We start from the raw sequence: 21,357 nt of genomic DNA, 5'->3' as shown, positions 1-21,357 counted from the left end.
GGCAGGTATTGGAACCGTAAAGCGTTGTCATTACACCAGCAACCAGAGAAAACAGGGGTCAGGGAGTTCAGATGGCCACATCGTCCCAGTCATACGATCGTCGCCGACGCATCAGCGCGGCTTTGCGCCGCCTTATGCCCTCCGGAGGGCATACGTGGACGGTTCCCGTAATCACGCTCCTGCTGCTTCTGGGACTTGTTGCCGGCGCGGTGATCATGAGCACCGTCACGCGCCGCCATGTGCAACTGGACGATGGCACCGTATGGGTCACTTCGCTGAAAAACCAGAAGGCCGCACGATTCAACGTAAAGAACAAGGAGGCCGACGCCGGCGTCTCCTCCTCCGCCCCACGATTCGACATCGCACAGCATAATGGCGACACCATCCTGACCGAAACGACCAAAGCCTCCACCATCAAGGCATCCACGGTCAGCACCGGTGTCAAGACCGACATCAAAGCCAGCACCACCACTGTGGTCGGCGGGGATACCGCAGCCCTGATCAACGAGAAGACCGGCAATGTGTGGACCGGCTTGTCGGAAAACCTTGATTCCGTGACCCCCACCACTTCCGATCCGAAAATAAAGCTGGGCGAGGGCGGGCGCATCGCAGTAACCCACGATGGCAAAGTCTACGGATACCGTCCATCCGACGGTATGGTGCTGCGTCTTGACAATCCCAGCAGCGCCAACGTCAAAACCCTCGAATCGCTGACCGACGGCAAGCAGCAGACCGTTGAAAGCTTTACCGTCATCGGGAGCACGCCGGTAATCGCAACCGGCAAAACCGTCATATTCAAGGGCGGCCGCGTCGATGTCGACACGACCGGCACCCTCACCCTTCAGGAGCCTCCCACCGATGACATACAGTCCGATTGGGTGGCCGCGGCATCACCGAGAGGCCTTGCGCTTATCCCGTTGAAGTCCAATGCCAAGGCGAATTTCATAGCCAACGGGGGCAAGGCGAATCCGGCACGACCGGTATCGTCCAAGGGCTGCGTGTACTCGGCTTGGAGCCAGAAGGCCAGCAACTACATTCGCGCCTGCTCCCCCACGGATACCAGCGTCAAGCCGCAAACCCTCGAATCCGTCAATACTACTTCCGAATTGGTGTTCCGCACCAACCATCGCCTTGTGGTGCTCAACGACACGGTTAACGGCAATGTGTGGAACCCTGAGGATTCCACCAAAGTCATCAAAATACAGTGGAACAAAATACAGACCGAGCAGACCGAGAAAGAACAGCAGAACAACGACTCGGCCAACAACCACCACGACTTCTCCAAGACCTGTTCCGCACAATCCGGCCAAATCAAAGCCGAGGATGATGAAATCGGCGCACGAGCCGGTTCGGAACAGATTCTCGACGCGCTGCGCAATGACGAGCAGACCGATTGTTCCGTACTGAAAATCACCAAGGTTGGCGCACCAAACAACAAAGACGTCACCATTTCGCCGATTTACGACGGCCGGTATCTGCAACTCGATGCCTCCGCCGCATCCGCAGGCACCGTTACCTTTACTTACGATATTTCCGATGGTCGCGGCCAGACCTCTTCCGCCACGGTGACCGTAACCCTGAATGATGGAGGCAACCACGCTCCCGTACAGTTCGACACTCCTCCCGAGATCGATGTGGAGCAGGGAGCCAGTTATACCGCCAATGCGCTGAGCAGCTTCAACGATCCGGATGGAGACCCGCTCACTCTGGTCTCCGCTGTGGCCCAGAACACCGACCAGGTGCAGGTGTCCACCCGAGCCGACGGCCAGCTTACGTTCAACACCGGTGCGCTGGCGTCGGGACGTGTGGGCGTCGAGGTCACCGTCTCCGACGGCACGGCAACCGGCACCGGCATGGTGTATTTCTCGGTCAAGCCCGCGAACACCTTGGCCGCGGTCATCGACCCGGTAGCGAAAACCACCGTTCCCAACACGGATACCGTCGTCAAGCTGTCCTCTTATGTGCATGGCACTTCCTTGCAGCCGGCACAACTGACTCAGGTGGATACGCCCAACGGCGCTTCGACGACCACCAATGCGGCGGATATGTCGTTGACGTTCAAGGCCACCAATCCCGGCACCTATTATGTGCCCTACATCATTACTCAAGGTTCGATTCCGGCCACCGGATTGGCTCGAGTCGAGGTGCAGCCCGCCACCGGCGAGGCCGCCAAACCGGTTGCCGCCAACGATGTCGCCCTGCTTGGCGCGGATAATACCGCCATTGTGGAGCCGCTCACCAATGACGTCGATCCGATGGGCGGTGTGCTGTCCGTCACCACGGTGAGCGCACCGGCCGACTCCGGCATCAAGGTTGGTCTCGTCAGCCATAAGCGCGTGTATATCACCGCGCGTCAGGTGCCCACGAAGCCCGTCGCCCTTACCTACACCGTGGCCAACGCCTCCGGAACCGCCAAGGGCACCATCGTGTTGCAGCCGCCGGCTCTGGCCACCTCGAATTCAGTGCCCAAGGCCAGCAATATCAATGCCCAGGTGCGTACCGACGGCATCGTGTCCGTGGATGTGCTTGACCATGTGGCCTACTCGGATGGCACCACGGTCAAACTCAAGAACAACCTGCAATACGACAAGGGGACGTTCAAGGGTCTGGCCTTCGTCTCTGGAGACACGGTCCGCTACCAAGCATCCAGCGAGACCGGCAACTTCCCCATCACCTATACGGTTGAAGACAATCTGGGTAATGTGGCTTCCGCCAATATCACCATTACCGTGCATAAGAGCGACGCAGCGAGCAAGGCCGCGCCAACCCCGCATGACGCCGAAGCGCAGGTTGCCGCCGGGCAGAAGGTCCGCATCCCCATCACACTGACCGGCATAGACACGGATGGCGACGACAATCAGCTGTTGGGTCTGGGCAACAAGGCACCCACGCTGGGCCGCATATCCGAAGTCGGTTCCGACTACTTGGTCTATGAAGCGTATCCGGATTCGTCCGGCACCGACACCTTCTCCTATGCCGTGGAGGATTGGACCGGTCAGCGCGCACAGGCGCAGATCCGCGTGGGCGTATTCCAAGGATCGTCCGACTCCGGCGTATACGCCAGGGATGACGAAATCACGTTGAGGCCCAATACGGCCGCAACCGTGCCGGTCGCGCAGAACGACATCTCCGGCGACAACACCAATCTGACCGTCGACAAGCATGTCGAGGTCCAAGGTCTCGACGGGGTGAGCGTGAAAGACAATATGCTCTCCTTCACCACGCCCGACAGCGCCACCACCGACTATATCGCCTACACGGTCAAAGACAAGGCCGGCTTGTCCGATACGGCCACCCTCACGGTAAACGTGGATCCGAGTGCCGCCATCGAGCCGCCTACCGCCTACGACTATCGTGTGCCGTCCGCCGCCACCATCGATAAGAAGTCCGTGGATGTGGATGTTTCCCAGTGGATCGCCAATCCTTCCGGCACAGCCAATGAGCTCAAGGTCGGCGTGCATCCCTCCGCCAGCGCTCACGCTCACGTCAAGGGCGGCGAGCATTCGACCACCATCACCGTCGACCTGACGTCACAGGCGCGAGCCGTGCCTTACACGGTGACCAATACGAAATACAACATCACCTCCACCGCGTTCATCCAGGTACCGGCCTATGGTGTCTTTCCGCCCACGCTGCGTCCCAAGGCACCGGAATTGAAGGTCAACTCGCGCGAGACCATTGAAATCAACATCAATGACTATGTCCGCGTCGGCGCCGGCAAGGAACCGTATATCGAAAGCGCTGATTCCGTCAGCGCCACCAAGGCTTCCAACTCCGATTTCTACGTGAACGACAAGACCCTGAAGTTCACTGCGGCAAAAGACTACGCAGGCCCCGCCTCCATTACCTTTACCGCTGTGGATGGCAAGCAGGGATCGGATAAGACCAAGATCATCAATTCCGCAGTGATCACTCTCCAGATCACGGTGATAGGCCGCGATGTGCCGCCGCCCACGTTCTCGTCCTCCACTATTGATGTCGAGGCGGGCGCGGACCCCAAGACCGTTGATCTGACGGCGCTCACCCATGCACCGTCCGGCGTGTATGACGACGAAAAGCAATACACGTATTCCGGTGGAAGCTCATCATCCAGGCAAATCACCGCAAACCTGTCCCGTTCCGGTAGCTTGCAGGTTTCCGCCACCAAGGATGCCGCTCCTGGCACCACCGCGTCCGTTCCCGTGCAAATCGCATACGGCGCGGGCACCGTGAATGCCGGTGTGACCGTGCGCGTAGTGTCTTCGACCCGTCCGCTGACACGCGTCGGCGACAAGACGTTGAAGATCAAGGCCGGTGCCAGCGATGCCGTGAACGTGCTTACCGGCGCGTACAATCCGTTCCCCGATTCCTCGCTGACCGTCATCAGCTGCAAGGCGGATGACGCCGCCAAACTCACCATCGCCGGATGCGATGCCTCCGGAAACATCACCATCGCCGTCGCATCCGATGTAGGTGCTTCCACGAACACCGTGCTCGTCACCGTGCAAGACGGCACCAAGTCCAAGGATCGTGAAGTCACCGCATCGATTACCGTGTCCGTGATCGACAAGCCCGAGCCGCCACTGCTCTCCCCCGTAGCCGGGGAACCGCAGGACAGCGCGGTCAGCCTCACATGGACGCCCGGTGCCGCCAATGGCAGCCCGATCACCAACTACAAGGTCAGTTGGACCGGTGCCGTCACCGGAGAGAAGGATTGCGGTGCCGTCACCTCATGCCAGGTCACTGGTCTGAAGAACGGCAAAACCTATTCCTTCACCGTCGCCGCGCGAAATGACGTCGGCTGGTCCAAGCCGTCCACCGCCGTCGAAGCCACACCGGACAAGGTGCCGTCCGCTCCCACCGATGTTACGATCACAGGTGGCAATAAAACCGCCAGGGTGACGTGGAAAGCGCCGAGCGGTGATTTCAGCGCCGTCGACAACTATTCAGTGACCGTCACCGGTGCAGGTGCTCCGCAGACCAAGGAAACCGGCAATACGGCCACCGAGCTGTCGTTTACGTTCAACAACAACGACATTTCCGATGGCACCGCCATTACGGCGACCGTCAAAGCCCATAACAAAATCAATTGGAGTGCCGAGTCCGCCGCATCGCCGTCAGAGAAGATCTGGGGAGACCCGGATGCGCCGAACATTGCGTTGTCGAACGACGACACCACGGTAACGGCGAAAGTCACTCTCGGCAATAACCGCAATGCCGGCTGCCGGCGAATTTCCTTGGGAGGAGACGTCAAGGACACCATCGATTGCAGTGACAGTGGCGCTACGTTCGATATCAATGAGAACGATTTGAACACCCGGGAAATCACCGTAACGGCCACCGTGGTGCCGCAGCGCGATGCTTCCTCCGGCACGGGCAAGAGCAGCTTTGTCCCGCAGTACAAGGTCCAGCCGCCCACTGACGTCTACACCACCGGATCCGGCAGTACATGCACCGTGCATTGGACCAAGCAGGGACATGCGCAGTCCTACAGCGTGACTGCCGATGGCATCGATTCCGGTACAGCTACTAACCGGAACTCACTCGACTTCCGAATGAGTCCTTGGGCCAAATGCAACACCGCATCGGTGCAACAGGTGTTCAACGGCGCTACCAGCGACGCCGTCACCGGAGGCCCGCACAATGGCGCTCCTTACACCTATGAGAAGAAGGCTGTAATCAACAAACCGCAGGAGCTGCGCTGGTCAGACAACGCTCACGTCATTAACGTCACCGGCGGTTCGGTTGATGTCTATGGCAAGTCGGCCACTGTACAAATCATCATCAATGGCCAACCGTTCACGTGGAACTCCGGCCAGCCATTGGATGTCACCGACTTGGCCGTGGCCGCCGATGGCAACTACGCGTGGAGCGTCAAAGTCACCGGCGGGCCGGGATACTCCGGTCTCGACAACACTGCGGACGGAGGCAGCGTCGCGGGCACACGTCCCTCTGACTCCTCGGAGGGGACCAAGTCGCTCAAATCCGGTACCGATGTCACCACTTTGGCCAAGAACCCCTGGATTCTTGGTTTCGGCAATACCCCAATATCGTCAACCACCATTCACAAGCAGTAGGAGAACATCCATGAGCGAGAACATCGATGACGCGACGCAGTTGTCTGACACGACCCGTCTGTCCGACAGCACGCAGCTATCCGACAGCACGCACTTGTCCGACGCCACGCACCTGGCATCCGCACCACACACCGGCACGACCCCAAGCACCGAGTCGGCGCCGCAGTCCGTTGCGCTGCCTAACCTGCCGCAGCGGCCGTCACAAGCGCCGTCAGAAAAGCCGTCTCCTACTACTGATGCCGCCTCCATTCCTGCGGGCGATGACAGCACCGTGCTCAAGCCGCGCAAGGGATCGACGCCAGCCATCCCGCAGCAGGCCACCGCGCAATCCCAGCCGCAATCACAGCCGCAGCGTCAGTCGAGCAAAGCCGCGCAAGCAGCCGCATCGGCACTGCCCGCCAGCATCAATTCCGGACTACTGCCCCAGCCCACGGCTCAGGTCCGGGATTTCCAGCAGTCCTTCAATGCGCTGGTCGAAAATGTCTCCAAGGTGGTTATCGGCAAGACCATCCCTATCAAGCAATGCGTCACCGCACTGATGGTCGGTGGCCATATTCTGCTTGAAGACAACCCCGGCACCGGTAAGACCCAGTTGGCCCGAGGCTTGGCCAATTCCATTTCCACCGGTTTCAAGCGTGTTCAGTTCACGCCCGATCTGCTGCCTTCGGATGTGGTGGGTGTGACTTTCTACGATCAGAAGCGCGGAGAATTTGAGTTCCGCGAAGGCCCGATTTTCGCCTCCATCGTGCTGGCCGATGAGATCAACCGTGCATCGCCGAAGACGCAGTCCGCACTTCTGGAGGTTATGGAAGAGCAGAAAGTCACCGTTGACGGCGTCACACATGATGTGCCGCAGCCGTTTATCGTGATTGCAACCCAGAACCCCATCGAGCAGCTCGGTACCTATAAGCTGCCTGAGGCGCAGATGGACCGATTCCTTATCAAGACGTCAATCGGCTACCCGGGCCATGATGTGTCCGTCGATATCCTCAAGCAGGTCGATATCACCGACCGTGCGCAGACCATTTCCCCGGTGCTGAGCGGTGACGATGTCATGCGGCTGCGTCAGGTGGCCACCGAAATCTATGTGGATAATGCGATTCGTGAATACATCGTCAGGCTCGTCGAGGCGACCCGCCACAACGAGAAGATCACGGTCGGCTCCTCCATGCGTGGCGCTTTGGCACTGACCCGATGCGCCCGTATCTGGGCCGCGGCCGATGGCCGTGCCTACGTGGTGCCGGATGACGTCAAGGACCTTGCAGTGGCCGTGCTCGCACACCGTATCACGCTGACTCCGGAAGCCACCTTCGATGGCGCGACTCCGGAAAGCCTGATCGCACAGGTGCTCGAAGACGTTCCCTCCCCCACCATCGGTTCCTGATAGGGCCCGGAAAGGTATCCGACCATGGCATCTACATCCGCCGCATTACGCCGTCGCCGGCGCGCTGAACGCATGTTCAAGCGCGCGGTAAGACGCATCAGACGGTTCTTCGCATCCTACGTCTCGCCCTTGGGCTGGGCGGTAACGGGCGCAGGCATCGCATGCCTTATTGCGTTCCCGTTTCTGGGCTGGTATGAGCTGCTCGTATTCGGCATCGTGGCGATGGTGATGATGCTCGCGGCAATCGTGCTTTCCCTCGGCAACACACGCTTCCACGCGTCCATCGTCGTATCCAATCATCGCGTGACCGTGGGAGACACCGTATCCGTTATCGTCGGCATCGACAACACCGGCAGAACGCCGACGACCACGGCACGCGGATATCTGCCAATCGGCGATGCGCATGAACGATTCAACATCCCCATGCTGGCTCCCGGGCAATCCAAGCAAACCGATGTGGAGTTCCGTACCGTATCGCGCGCAATACTGCCCATCGGCCCATTGCGCATCCGCAAGGGAGACCCGTTCGGTCTGGTGCGTCACGAAAAGGAGCTGGCCGACCGCATCACCGTATTCATCCACCCTCGTACCGTGCGTCTCGATACTCTGAATGCCGGCGTGCCCCGCGACCTGGAAGGCCAACCATCCGGCCAGATCGTGGATGATGATCTCGACTTCTACGGATTGCGCGAATACGAGCCGGGCGACGACGTGCGTAACGTCCACTGGCTGAGCTCCGCGAAAACCGGCACGTTGATGATTCGCCAATATGAGGCCACGCGCCGCACCGACACCTCGGTGACCATCAGCGTGAACCCGGACGAATACGTCAACGGCGAGGAATTCGAGATGGCGGTGTCCATCCACTCCTCCATCGGCGTCAAATGCCTGCTGCAGGATCGTCCATTGTTCTGCCACGCGGGCAACGCGCACGGCCAGCCGCGCAACGCCATGGAGTTCCTCGACAACGCCAGTGCCATAGAGCCTGATCGTGAGGATAATCCGAATCTCGCCGAGGGCACGCTGAAGCACAGTCCTGATGCTTCGTTCTATTTTTTCACTGTTGGATCGCTGAAAGACATCGAGCAAATCAAGCGCATGACCTTGGCCTTGCCCCGATCGGCCAGCTGCGTGGTATTGCAGGCCAGCGCCGGCGCCAATCGCGGCATCAGAAGATTCGCCAACTTCACATTGGCCACCATCGGCGACCTCGATGATCTCCCGCTGATCATGGGGGTGCTCGCATGACCTTCGACCAGTCCAGTATCACCAATACCAATACCGCTGCGTACGCCGGATCGAGCGGCACATACACCGGCACTTCCTCCGGCACGTACACCGGGACCTCCACCACCACCGGCTCCTGGGCCGACTCCACACATTCGGTTATCTGGATGACCAGAGGCAATGTGCTTCGCGGCATGGGCCTCAGTCGCCAGCCGTGGGGCAAACGAATCGCCAGCCTCGTACTCATAGCGGCGATGATGTTGCTGGCGCAAGCCAATCTCATCGACGTGTACGGCGGCGTGGCCACTTGGGCGATTGCCGCTGTACCGGCCACCTTGCTGGGCGCGATCATCGCTCTGGCGGGCATGTTGCCGGCGTTGCGACTGTGGTGGCAAATCGTGTTTCTGGCGTTTGCCCAATTCATCATCGGCCCGGTGGTAACGCTGAGTTCCACTACGTCCCATTACGTGATTCCCACCTTGAAGACCTTGAGTTCAGGTTGGGAAATGACGTTTGGCTCGTTCAAGTACATTATTTCCGTCGATCCGCCTCTGGGCACGCAAGACGGCGTGCTGATGGCGGTATGGACCATCGGCCTGTGGCTTACGTTCTTCACCGGCGTGTTTGCCATTAATGCCAACGCATGGTTGTCTCTGGTGGGAGTGCTGCCCCTTGCGGCGGCCGTGGCCGTATGTGCCCTGCTGGGCACAGACAGCGGCTGGCAACGCGCCATCTGCGGTATTGCCTTTGCCTTGCTGCTGATTATCTGGCTGTCTTGGCGTCTTGAACTGCTGGAATGGGGGCGCTGGATATCCGCGCTGATCATCGTCGTGCTCGCTGCCGGCCTTGCTTTCGGGGGCACGTTGCTGGTGCCACAGGACCGTTTCGTGCTGCGTGACCGCTACGATCCGCCGTTAAGCCCCTACGATTACACCAGCCCGCTCAGCGGCATGCGATCCTATATCAAGGACCACAAAAAAGACGTGTTGCTGACCGTTCATAATCTGCCGGCCGGAACACCGGTCAAACTTGCGGTGATGGATCGATTCGATGGCACAGTATGGAACCTGTCCGATTCTTCCGAAGCCACGGACTCCTCGAATTATCATCGCGTGGGCACCACGATCAAGGCGGATGAGCAGGGTAAATCCTTCACTGCGACCTTCACCGTCGATCAGGGACTGACCGACACCTGGCTGCCGCTGGCGGGAGCGGCCACTGGCGTGAGCTTCGCCAACGATGCCGACAACGGCAATGACACGTTTTACTACAACACGGATACCGATTCCGCCATTATTCCCGCCGGCACGCGTAAAGGCCTCACCTATACCGAATCCGGCATTATCGCCCGTAATCCCACCGATAAGCAGATCAGCAGTGCGGCTGCGGCCCGCATCACCCAACCAGAAGCCCAGGATGTTCCCGATTCGGCCAGCAAACTGGCCACGTCCATTGCCGGCGGGCAGTCCTCGGGCGGTGCCGCAGCCACGGCGTTGGCCGACACATTGAAAGACTCCGGATGGTTCTCTCATGGACTTGAAGGCGACTATCCCTCCGATGCCGGCCATGGCAACTACCGCATCAACAAGCTGCTGGCAGGCACGGCCATGGTGGGCGACTCCGAGCAATATGCCTCCGCCATGGCACTGATGGCTCGTGATCTGGGACTGCCCTCCCGTGTGGTCCTGGGCTTCCTGCCGAAAAACGAGGATGGCGAAATCACCGATGCCCGCACGGAGAAGACCTCAGGCAATGGCACCAAAATCGAATTCACCGGCAACGATGTCACCGCTTGGGTGGAAATCAAATTGCAGGGCCTGGGATGGGTGGCGTTCTATCCGACGCCCAAGGAGACCAAGATGCCTGATGAAAACCAGAACCTGACGCCGCCGAATCCGCAGACGCTGGTCCGGCAACCACCAGTGCCGTTGACCGATCCGCTGCGCGATCAGACGCAAGCCAAGGGCCAAAGCTCATTGGCCGGCGCCGACGCCGATGATTCGCCGACCAACCTGTTCTGGGCGCGGTTCTGGCGAGTGACCCGCAAGGTGGCCCTGTACGGCAGCCCATTGTGGACCCTACTCATCGCCTGCGGTCTGATTCTGATGTTCAAGGCCATACTGCTGGCACGAGCGCGGCGACACGGCAGTCCGAAAACCCGTGTGGCAGCAGGTTGGAATGCCATACGCATGCTTGCCGAGCAAAGCGGCATCACAGCCAAGGGCACTCGTCGAGATCAGGCCGGTGCCATCGCCCGTCAACTCGGCACAGATGACCAGGCTTTGATCCAGCTTGGCCGGGAAGCCGACTACGCCACGTTCTCGGGGCAAGACATTGAATCGGGCCAAGCCACCACATATTGGACAGGAGTCGACCAATTACGCAAGGCAATGCTCGCTTCTTTGCCGCGTTTCAGGAGGATACGTACACGACTTTCCCTGAAAAGCGTGGCTATACTGTCAAATGGGCACGCAGCAAAGCCGCACACGACGCATGTCAAGCGCACGCGTAAGAAGGGGAAGGCGTCATGACCACAGGCTCCATCCGTATCGCGATGACCAGTGACGTGGGTCTTAGGCGCAAAAACAACCAAGACACCGGATTCGCGCAACAAGGCGTGTTCATGGTCTGTGACGGCATGGGCGGCGGCAAAGGCGGCGAGCAGGCAAGCCAGTTGGCTGCCCAGCATTTCGCACAATTGGCCGCCATGCCTTCACGCACCCGTCAGGATATCGACGACACCTTGGCACGGGCCCAGCACGACATTCTCGATCTGGGAGACCGCCTTGGCGGCGTGGCCGGCACAACCTGCTCCGGTTTGGTACTGCCCCAAGATCATGCGGATTCCGCCAGCGCCCGCAGCGCTGCTTTGTTCAGTGACGCCGATGATCAGGACTTCTCGGACCAGACCTATGTGGTCAATGTCGGCGATTCCCGCACCTACCATCTCAGTCCGTTGGCGCATGCCGATGCTCCCGCCACGGATATCATTCCCGTGTGGGACGCCGCTTCGCTGACCCGCATCACGCGAGACCATTCCCAGCGCCAAGAAGCCATCGATTCCGGGCAGATGTTGCCGGAAGAGGCGGAGGCGACCATTCCACGCAACATCATCACCCAATGTCTGGGTGATCCGGATGGCATCATGCCCGACGTATATGTCGCCGATCTGACCGGCCGCTTCATCATCTGTTCGGATGGATTGCATGGCGAGGTGCCGGACGAACAGATCGCGGCCATCGCCGCGGCGCATTCCAGTCCGCAGGAGGCCGTGGACGCCTTGGTGGCGGCCGCTCTTGATGCGGGCGGAACCGACAATATCACTGTGATTGTGGCCGATATGCCATTGACCGAACCCGAACATCATGCGTTCAGCGCATTCAGGCTGGACGAAGGTGAGGATATCGGCGCCATTGAAGACGCAACACTACAAACACTACGGACCATACGTTCGGCATAACCGAGCGAACATAAGGAGGTAATCCCATGGTTGATTATGATGCTGCGGTCGCTGCCGTTCAGGATCCGAACGCGGATCCGATTCTGCTGGCAAAAATCGCCTACGAGAATCCGGAATTCGGTGCCAATGTCGCCGTGAATCCGCGCTGTTATCCCGGCTTGAAGCGTTGGATCGCCGAGTTCGGTGACGGTCGCGCCCGCGAGACCCTGGCGCAATACGGGTTCACTGCCGAGGCATTCGGCGGCCCGGTTCAGGATCAGAAAGCCACGGCACAGGCGGCCCAGCAGCCCGCCGCCGAACAGGCTCAGCAGCCCGCGGCTCAGGCGGCATTCGAGGAGCCTGTGGCCACCAATCCTTACGGTTTCACCGCCGAACAGGCCCTGACCACCACCGACCAGATGCAAATCGCCCAGATTGCCCAGTACGCGCCTGAACTACGCGCCTGCATCGCACGTAATCCCAACACCTATCCGGCACTGATCGAATGGCTGGGCCAGCTCGGCGACCCGGCAATCAACGCCGCTCTGGCTTCCCGTCAGTGAAAGGACGGCATCATCATGGCCAAACTTCCCTACCCTCCAGCACCTGAACTGGGTTGGTATTCTGACGATCCGGTGGAAGGCACCCCGGATTCCGCAGTTGGCACAGCCGAACCGCAGAACGACTACGGGCAGCCCAGTACCGCGGAAGCGGCAACCAATACCGCTTTTACCGCAGAGCCTGCCGCCACGGCCGCCGCCGCTGAGCCCGCTGCCACCGCTCCGGCAGACACCACACCGCACGCCGCCGAAAACGACATCGAGGATTGGGACAGCACCGTGCTCTCCTCCTCGTTCACGTCCAAGGCACCGAAGAAGACGTACCTGCTGCATAACGATGTCACCGGCCAGACCATCGTGATCGATAAGAGCACGTTGCTGGGCCGCAAGCCTTCCATGGATGTGCCGCAGGGTGCCAAGGCGGTGCGTATCGTAGACCCGACCCGCACCACATCCCGCAACCATGCCGCCATCAGCATCGACACCGATGGCGCGCTGTGGATCGAGGACTACGGCTCGTTGAACGGCACCTACATCATCACCAATGGCCAAGAGACACAAGTCACCAAGGGCACACCGCTCAAGCTCAGCGCGCCTGCCACGGTGCGTATCGGAGACCAGTTCTTCCAGTTCACCGAAAAACAGGCTTGAGTAATCAAGCAACGAGCGGCTGCCTGCTCTTGTTCAACAGGAAAATCACAATGGCAAATATACGGATGGCCCGGAACTGATATAGTTCCGGGCCATCTTATTGCGATTAACGCAAGATCTGAGTCCTAGAAGGGGCATCCTTTCTAGGACCTTCTCACTTACTCCTCGATGTCAGGCTGACCGCCCTGATCGGAGTAGAAATCATCCGGGTTGAAGTCGTCGCCGAGCTTCAGATCGCCGAACTCGAGGTTCGAGAAGTTCAGGTCAGACAGGTCGGCGTCGGAGAAGCTCGCGTCGCCGAGATCGCCATCGCCGCCCAGACCGAAGTTCGGGTAGATGGTGTCGCGGATGGCCTTGTCAGGCTCGACCACGGCGTTGCGGTAGCGCGCGAGGCCCGTACCGGCCGGGATGAGCTTACCGATGATGACGTTCTCCTTGAGGCCCTTGAGGTCGTCGACCTTCTCGGAGAGGGCGGCTTCGGTGAGCACGCGGGTGGTCTCCTGGAAGGATGCGGCGGACAGCCAGGAGTCGGTGGCCAGCGACGCCTTGGTGATACCCATAAGCGCCGGACGACCGACGGCCGGACGGCCACCGTTCTTGACGATGTTGCGGTTGATCTCGCGGAAGCGGGCGTTGTCCACCAGCTCACCCGGCAGCAGGTCGGTGTCGCCGGAGTCGATGATGGTCACGCGACGGGTCATCTGGTGCACGATGACCTCGATGTGCTTGTCGTGGATATCCACACCCTGGGAGCGGTACACGGTGTGCACTTCCTCCACGATGTTGACCTGGGCGGCGCGCTTGCCGAGGATGGTGAGGATCTTCTTGGGGTCCACAGAACCTTCGACCAGCTGGGTGCCGACCTTGATGTGGTCGCCGTCGGCAACCTTGAGCGGCACGCGCTTGGAGACCTGGTAGGTGATCGGCTTGATCACGCCGTCTTCCTTCGGTGCGCCGGAATCGGCGTCCGGGGTCAGGATGATCTGGCGACCGCGATCGTTCTCCACGATCTTGATGCTGCCGGCGAACTCGGTGATCGGGGCCTCACCCTTCGGGGTGCGGGCCTCGAAAAGCTCGGTGACACGGGGAAGACCCTGGGTGATATCGGAGGCCGCGGCCACACCACCGGAGTGGAAGGAACGCAGCGTCAGCTGGGTACCAGGCTCACCGATGGACTGGGCGGCGACGATACCGACGGTCTCGCCGACATCGACCAGCTTGTTGGTGGCCAGGGACCAGCCGTAGCACTTGGCGCACACGCCGCGCTTGGACTCGCAGGTCAGCACGGAACGGCACTTGACTTCCTCGACGCCGTGGGCCACGAGGTCGTTGAGCACGTCCATGGACAGGGCGTCGTCGCGCTTGTACAGCACGGTCTGTCCGTCGGCCGGGTCGATGACGTCGGCGGCGAGCAGACGGGAGTACGGGCCACCGTCGGCGGCCTTGACGAGCACCAGGTTGCCGTCGTTGTCGCGCTCGGCGACGCGGATGGGCAGACCGGCCTTGGTGCCGCAGTCCTCTTCGCGCACGATGACGTCCTGGGAGACGTCGACCAGACGACGGGTCAGGTAACCGGATTCTGCGGTACGCAGTGCGGTATCGGCCAGACCCTTACGTGCACCGTGCTGGGAGATGAAGTACTCCAGCACGGACAGGCCGTCGCGGTAGTTGGACTTCACAGGACGAGGAATGATCTCACCCTTCGGGTTAGCCACGAGGCCTCGCATACCTGCAATCTGGTTGATCTGCATCATGTTGCCTCGTGCACCAGACTGCACGATGATGGCCAGGTTGGAGGTCGGGTCGAACTTCTCCTCGACTTCCTTGGACACTTCGGCGGTGCACTCGGTCCACAGGTCGATGAGTTCCTGACGGCGAGCTTCCTCGGTCAACAGACCCATCTCGTAGTTGGCGTTGACCTTGTCGGCCTTGGCCTCGTACTCGGCGATCTTCTCGTCGCGCTCGGGCGGCTCGTTCACGTCGGAGAACGCGAAGGACACGCCGGACCACGGTGCGCGGGTGAAGCCGAGATCCTTCAGGGCATCCAGCGTGGCGGCCACCTGCTGGGTGGAGTAACGCATGGCGATGTCATCGACGATCTTGGACAGACGGCCCTTGGCCACCTGCTCGTTGACGAACGGGTAGTCGGTCGGCAGGGTCTCGTTGAACAGGATGCGGCCGTAGGAGGTGGCGAACAGCACGGTGCCGTCGTGGAAGCGTTCTTCCTTGACGACCTCGTCCTCGCCTTCGCGCGGGTCGAGCACCTTGACTTCGCCGGGCTCCCAGTTCTTCGGCAGCACGAAGCTCTCGGGCAGGCGGATGAGCACCTTGGCCTGCATGTCGATCTCGTGGCGGTCGAGGGCCATTTCGGCCTCTTCCAGCGAGGAGAACACGCGGCCCTGGCCCTTGACGCCTTCCAGCACGGTGGACAGGTAGTACAAACCGAGGATCATATCCTGGCTCGGCATGGTCACAGTGTGGCCGTCGGCCGGCTTCAGGATGTTGTCGGAAGCCATCATCAGCGAGCGGGCCTCGGCCTGGGCTTCGGCGGAGAGCGGCAGGTGGACTGCCATCTGGTCACCATCGAAGTCGGCGTTGAAGGCGGCGCAGGCCAGCGGCGGCAGGTGGATGGCCTTGCCTTCCACCAGGATCGGCTCGAATGCCTGAATACCCAGACGGTGCAGCGTAGGTGCACGGTTGAGCAGCACGGGGTGCTCGGAGATGACCTCCTCGAGCACGCCCCACACTTCGGCGTCGCCGCGGTCCACAAGACGCTTGGCGGACTTCATGTTCTGCGCATAGTTCAGGTCCACGAGGCGCTTGATGACGAACGGCTTGAACAGCTCGAGGGCCATCGGCTTCGGCAGACCGCACTGGTGCATGCGCAGGGACGGGCCGACCACGATCACGGAACGGCCGGAGTAGTCGACTCGCTTACCGAGCAGGTTCTGACGGAAACGACCCTGCTTACCCTTGAGCATGTCGGACAGGGACTTCAGCGGACGGTTGGAGGCACCGGTGACCGGGCGACCACGACGGCCGTTGTCGAACAGGGAGTCGACGGCTTCCTGGAGCATGCGCTTCTCGTTGTTGAGCATGATTTCAGGGGCGCCGAGCTCGATCAGTCGCTTCAGACGGTTGTTACGGTTGATCACACGGCGGTACAGGTCGTTGAGGTCGGAGGTGGCGAAACGGCCACCGTCGAGCTGGACCATCGGGCGCAGGTCCGGCGGGATGACCGGGATCACGTCGAGCACCATGGCCTCCGGCTTGTTGCCGGTGGTCAGGAAGGCGTTGACGACCTTGAGGCGCTTCAGAGCCTTGGTCTTACGCTGCTCGGAAGCGTCCTTGATCTCCTCGCGCAGTTCCTTGGAGATGGTCTCCAGGTCGAGGGACTGCAGGCGCTTCTTGATGGCTTCGGCGCCCATGCAGCCGTCGAAGTAATCGCCGTAGCGGTCCTGCATCTCGCGCCACAGGTCCACGTCGTCGACCATGTCGCCGGGCTTGAGCTTCTTGAACTTGTCGAAGACGGCGTCCACACGGGCGATCTGGTCGTTGTAGCGGGTGCGGATGGCGGCCATATCGCGCTCGGCACCGTTACGCAGCTTGGTGCGGGCCGGGCCCTTGGCCTCACCGGCCTCCTCAAGGGTGGCGAGATCCTCTTCGACCTTCTTGGCGCGGGCTTCGATGTCGGAGTCACGGCGCTGCTCAAGGCGCTTGATCTCGGAATCGAACTCGTCCTGCAGACCGGGCAGATCGTTGTGACGCTCGTCCTCGTTCACCTCGGTGACCATGTAGGAGGCGAAGTAGATCACGCGCTCCAGATCCTTCGGGGTGACGTTCAGCAGGTAGCCGAGGCGGGAAGGCACACCCTTGAAGAACCAGATGTGCGTCACCGGGGCGGCGAGCTCGATGTGGCCCATGCGCTCACGGCGCACGCGGCTGCGGGTCACTTCGACGCCGCATCGCTCGCAGACGATGCCCTTGAAGCGCACGCGCTTGTACTTGCCGCAGGCGCACTCCCAGTCACGGGTCGGGCCGAAGATCTGTTCGCCGAACAGACCGTCCTTCTCAGGCTTCAGCGTACGGTAGTTGATGGTTTCAGGCTTCTTGACCTCACCGTGGCTCCAACCACGGATGTCATCGGCGGTGGCAAGGCCGATGCGAATCTTGTCAAATGCGTTGACGTCCAGCACTTGTTAATCCGTTTCTGTTCTTGAGACCTTCCCAAGCTCCCCTTGTCAGGGGAGCTGTCAGCCAAGGCTGACTGAGGGGTAGTGCAAACCGGAAAGGTCTCTGTACGTTATCTATTTCACGTTGGCGGGGCTACACGCGGCGTATTGACCGCATGCAGCCCGAGGGATCACTGGTATTCGGGCTCTTCGGCCTTCTGGTCTTCCTTGGCGGCCGCGTCGGGGCGGGCGCCAATGTTGAAGCCGAGGTCGTCAGCGGAGCTGGCCGGATCGTCATCCTCATCCTTCATGTCGATGGCCACGCCTTCGGCGTTGAGCACTTCGACGTTCAGGGACAGGGACTGCATTTCCTTCAGGAGCACCTTGAACGACTCAGGGATACCTGCCGGCGGCAGGTTATCGCCCTTGACGATGGCACCGTAGACGCGCACGCGGCCGTCGACGTCATCGGACTTGGTGGTCATCATCTCGTGCAGCGTGTAGGCGGCACCGTAGGCCTCAAGGGCCCACACCTCCATCTCGCCGAAGCGCTGGCCACCGAACTGGGCCTTACCACCGAGCGGCTGCTGGGTGATCATGGAGTACGGGCCGGTGGAACGGGCGTGGATCTTGTCGTCGACCAGGTGGTGCAGCTTCAACATGTACATGTAGCCGACGGAAATCGGCTTGGTGTACGGCTCACCGGTACGGCCATCGAACAGGGTGGCCTTGCCGTCGGGGCCGACCAGACGGTCGCCGTCACGGTTCGGCAGCGTGGTGGACAACAGGCCCTTCAGGACTTCGGGCTTGACACCGTCGAACACCGGGGTGGCGACCGGGGTGTTCGGCTCGGCCTTCTCGGCACCGGACGGAATCAGCTTCTTCCACTCGGCTTCCATGTTCGGGTCAAGGGAGATATCCCAACCGGAGTGGGCGATCCAGCCAAGGTGCAGTTCGAGCACCTGACCGAGGTTCATTCGGGAAGGCACACCCAGCGGGTTCAACATGATGTCGACCGGAGTACCGTCGGCAAGGAACGGCATATCCTCTTCCGGCAGAATGCGGGAGATGCAGCCCTTGTTGCCGTGGCGGCCGGAGAGCTTGTCGCCCACCGTGATCTTACGGTGCTGGGCGATGTAGACGCGGATCATCTGGTTGACGCCGTTGGGCAGCTCGTCGCCGTCCTCCTCGGCATCCTCGCGGGTGATCTCCTTGACGCCGATGACGGTACCGGTCTCGCCGTGAGGCACGCGCAGGGAGGTGTCGCGCACCTCGCGGGACTTCTCGCCGAAGATGGCGCGCAGCAGGCGCTCCTCCGGGGTCAGCTCGGTCTCGCCCTTCGGGGTGACCTTACCGACCAGGATGTCGCCGGCCTCGACCTCGGCGCCGATGCGGATGATGCCGCGCTCGTCGAGGTTGGCCACAGCGTCCTCGCCGACGTTCGGCAGGTCGCGGGTGATCTCTTCGGCGCCCAGCTTGGTTTCGCGGGCGTCGATCTCGTACTCCTCGATGTGGATGGAGGAGAGGGTGTCGTCCTGCACGAGGCGCTGGGAGATGATCACAGCATCCTCGTAGTTGTAGCCGTTCCACGGCATGAAGGCGATGAGCAGGTTCTTGCCCAGGGCCAGGTCGCCGTTCTGGATGGCGGGGCCGTCAGCCATAACCGAGCCGGCTTCCACACGCTCGCCGTCGTGGACGATCGGGCGCTGGTTGTAGCAGGTGGTCTGGTTGGAGCGCTGGAACTTGGCCAGCTTGTAGGAGCTGGTGGTGCCGTCGTCGTTCATCACGCGGATCAGGTCGGCGGACACGTAGGTAACCACACCGTCCTTCTCGGACTTGATGACGTCGCCGGAGTCGTTGGCGGCGCGCCATTCGGAGCCGGTGCCCACCAGCGGGCGCTCGGATTCGATCAGCGGCACGGCCTGACGCTGCATGTTGGTACCCATCAGTGCACGGTGGCCCTCATCATGCTCCAGGAACGGAATCAGGGAGGCGCCGAGGGAGACCATCTGGCGCGGGGAGACGTCCATGTAGTCCACGGAGCTCACCGGCACATCGACCGCCTCTTCTTCGCCGACTCGGGCAAGGGCGGACTTCTGCACGAAGTTGCCGTTCTCGTCGAGCTCCTGGTTGGCCTGGGCAATGACGTGGTCAAGATCGCGGTCAGCGGTCATGTACTCGACCTCGTCGGTCACGTGGCCGTTGACGACCTTGCGGTACGGGGTCTCGATGAAGCCGAACGGGTTGACGCGGCCGAAGGTTGCCAGGGAGCCGATCAGACCGATGTTCGGGCCTTCAGGAGACTCGATCGGGCACATACGGCCGAAGTGGGACGGGTGCACGTCGCGCACCTCCATGGAGGCGCGGTCGCGGGACAGACCGCCGGGGCCCAGTGCGGAAAGACGACGCTTGTTCGTCACACCGGACAGCGGGTTGTTCTGATCCATGAACTGGGAGAGCTGGGAAGTGCCGAAGAACTCCTTGATGGTGGCGTTCACCGGACGGATGTTGATCAGGGACTGCGGGGTGATGGCCTCGGCGTCCTGAGTGGTCATACGCTCGCGCACCACGCGCTCCATACGGCTCAGACCGGTACGCAGCTGGTTCTGAATCAGCTCGCCGACCTGGCGGATACGACGGTTGCCGAAGTGATCGATATCGTCGACGTCCACGCGCAGGTCAACGTCTTCGCCGTTGCGCTTGCCCGGGAAGGTCGCCGCACCGTCGTGCAGGGCCACCAGGTACTTGATTGTGGCGATGATGTCTTCCTGGTGGAGGGAACGATCGTTGAAATCGGCCTCGACACCCAGCTTGCGGTTGATCTTGTAGCGGCCAACACGGGCCAGATCGTAGCGCTTGGTGTTGAAGTAGAAGGAGTCCAGCAGATTCTTGCCGGCCTCGGGGGTCGGGGTGTCGGCCGGACGAATCTTGCGGTAGAGGTCAACGAGGGCCTCGTCCTGGGTCTCGAGGGTTTCCTTCTCCAGTGCGTCGAGCACCAGCGGGTAGTCCTTGAATGCCTGGGCGATCTCGGACTTGGTCATGCCGATGGCCATGAGGAACACGATGGCGGACTGCTTGCGCTTGCGGTCCACGCGCACCTGCGGCTGGTCTTTCTTATCGATCTCGAACTCGAGCCATGCACCACGGCTCGGGATGATCTTCGCGCCGAAGACTTCCTTATCGGAGGTGCGATCCTGCTGGCGGTCGAAGTAGACGCCCGGGGAACGCACGAGCTGGGAGACGATGACTCGCTCGGTGCCGCCGATGATGAAGGTACCGTGCGGGGTCTGCAGCGGGAAATCGCCCATGAACACGGTCTGGGACTTGATCTCGCCGGTGTCGCCGTTCTCGAACTCGGCATTCACGTACAGCGGTGCGGAGTAGGTGTAATCCTTCTCCTTGCATTCCTGCACGGTGTGACGCGGCTCTTCGAAGTACGGATCGGAGAAGGTCAGGCTCATGGTCTGAGCGAAGTTCTCGATCGGAGAGATCTCGTTGAAGACCTCATCGAGGCCGGAGGTGTGGGCCACGGTGTTAGTGCCGTTCTTTTCGTCCTCCTCGACGCGCGCCTTCCAGCGTTCGTTGCCGATCAGCCAATCGAAGCTGTCGGTCTGCACGCCCAGCAGGTAGGGCACATCGATGGGTTCCTTGATGGAACCGAAGTTCACGCGATCCGACGCCTTGTGCAGGTCAATATCATGCTGGTCGGCGCGTGCGATGATGGTGGTGGTGTTCGTCGTAGACTCAGTAGCCAATGGACGTTCCTTATCGCTCGCTAATATGTGGTAATTCCCCTGGGAGCGCCGGCATGGCCACCATATGCCTATGCGGACGCTTCATTGTCGACGGCATGCCCGCAATATGACAC

Annotated in this window: 9 protein-coding genes; 7 read left to right on the top strand and 2 right to left on the bottom strand. The window is 61.0% G+C overall.

The window, feature by feature from the left end; genetic code table 11:
* Positions 1-71: 71 nt before the first annotated feature.
* Genes BLLJ_RS02125 through BLLJ_RS02095 form a run of 7 tightly spaced genes read left to right on the top strand, consistent with a single transcriptional unit; the run spans position 72 to position 13,317 of the window.
* Complete coding sequence (locus tag BLLJ_RS02125) at positions 72-6,056, top strand: Ig-like domain-containing protein (protein WP_013582410.1); 5,985 nt, start codon at positions 72-74, stop codon at positions 6,054-6,056.
* Between the two features lie 10 nt (positions 6,057-6,066).
* Positions 6,067-7,440 carry an AAA family ATPase gene (locus tag BLLJ_RS02120; protein WP_013582409.1) on the top strand — a complete coding sequence of 458 codons (1,374 nt, stop codon included), beginning with the start codon at positions 6,067-6,069 and terminating at the stop codon, positions 7,438-7,440.
* A gap of 24 nt (positions 7,441-7,464) precedes the next feature.
* A complete protein-coding gene (locus tag BLLJ_RS02115; protein WP_007051314.1) occupies positions 7,465-8,688 on the top strand; it encodes a DUF58 domain-containing protein in 1,224 nt (407 codons plus the stop codon).
* A complete protein-coding gene (locus tag BLLJ_RS02110; RefSeq protein WP_013582408.1) occupies positions 8,685-11,198 on the top strand; it encodes a DUF3488 and transglutaminase-like domain-containing protein in 2,514 nt (837 codons plus the stop codon). Before BLLJ_RS02115 ends, BLLJ_RS02110 begins: the two co-directional genes overlap by 4 nt.
* Positions 11,195-12,127: a PP2C family protein-serine/threonine phosphatase gene (locus tag BLLJ_RS02105; protein ID WP_007056411.1), complete on the top strand. Its 933-nt coding sequence runs from the start codon at positions 11,195-11,197 to the stop codon at positions 12,125-12,127. The genes BLLJ_RS02110 and BLLJ_RS02105 overlap by 4 nt, the downstream gene beginning before the upstream one ends.
* A 26-nt stretch (positions 12,128-12,153) precedes the next feature.
* A complete protein-coding gene (locus BLLJ_RS02100) occupies positions 12,154-12,669 on the top strand; it encodes a variant leucine-rich repeat-containing protein (RefSeq protein ID WP_013582407.1) in 516 nt (171 codons plus the stop codon).
* A 15-nt stretch (positions 12,670-12,684) separates the two neighbouring features.
* The gene (locus tag BLLJ_RS02095) at positions 12,685-13,317 is read left to right on the top strand and encodes an FHA domain-containing protein (RefSeq protein WP_007051318.1); all 633 of its coding nucleotides are present in this window, start codon (positions 12,685-12,687) and stop codon (positions 13,315-13,317) included.
* Positions 13,318-13,475: 158 nt separating this feature from the next.
* On the opposite strand, the gene BLLJ_RS02090 is transcribed toward BLLJ_RS02095, so the two are convergent.
* Both BLLJ_RS02090 and rpoB read right to left on the bottom strand, forming a co-directional pair.
* On the bottom strand, positions 13,476-17,513 hold the full coding sequence (locus BLLJ_RS02090) for a DNA-directed RNA polymerase subunit beta' (protein WP_013582406.1): 4,038 nt from the start codon (positions 17,511-17,513) through the stop codon (positions 13,476-13,478).
* Between the two features lie 167 nt (positions 17,514-17,680).
* The gene (gene rpoB, locus BLLJ_RS02085; RefSeq protein ID WP_013582405.1) at positions 17,681-21,244 is read right to left on the bottom strand and encodes a DNA-directed RNA polymerase subunit beta; all 3,564 of its coding nucleotides are present in this window, start codon (positions 21,242-21,244) and stop codon (positions 17,681-17,683) included.
* Positions 21,245-21,357: the final 113 nt, after the last annotated feature.

Source organism: Bifidobacterium longum subsp. longum JCM 1217, assembly GCF_000196555.1.
Taxonomy (GTDB): domain Bacteria; phylum Actinomycetota; class Actinomycetes; order Actinomycetales; family Bifidobacteriaceae; genus Bifidobacterium; species Bifidobacterium longum.
Note: the sequence above shows the minus strand (reverse complement) of the source record. Positions and strands in the feature narration are given on the sequence as shown.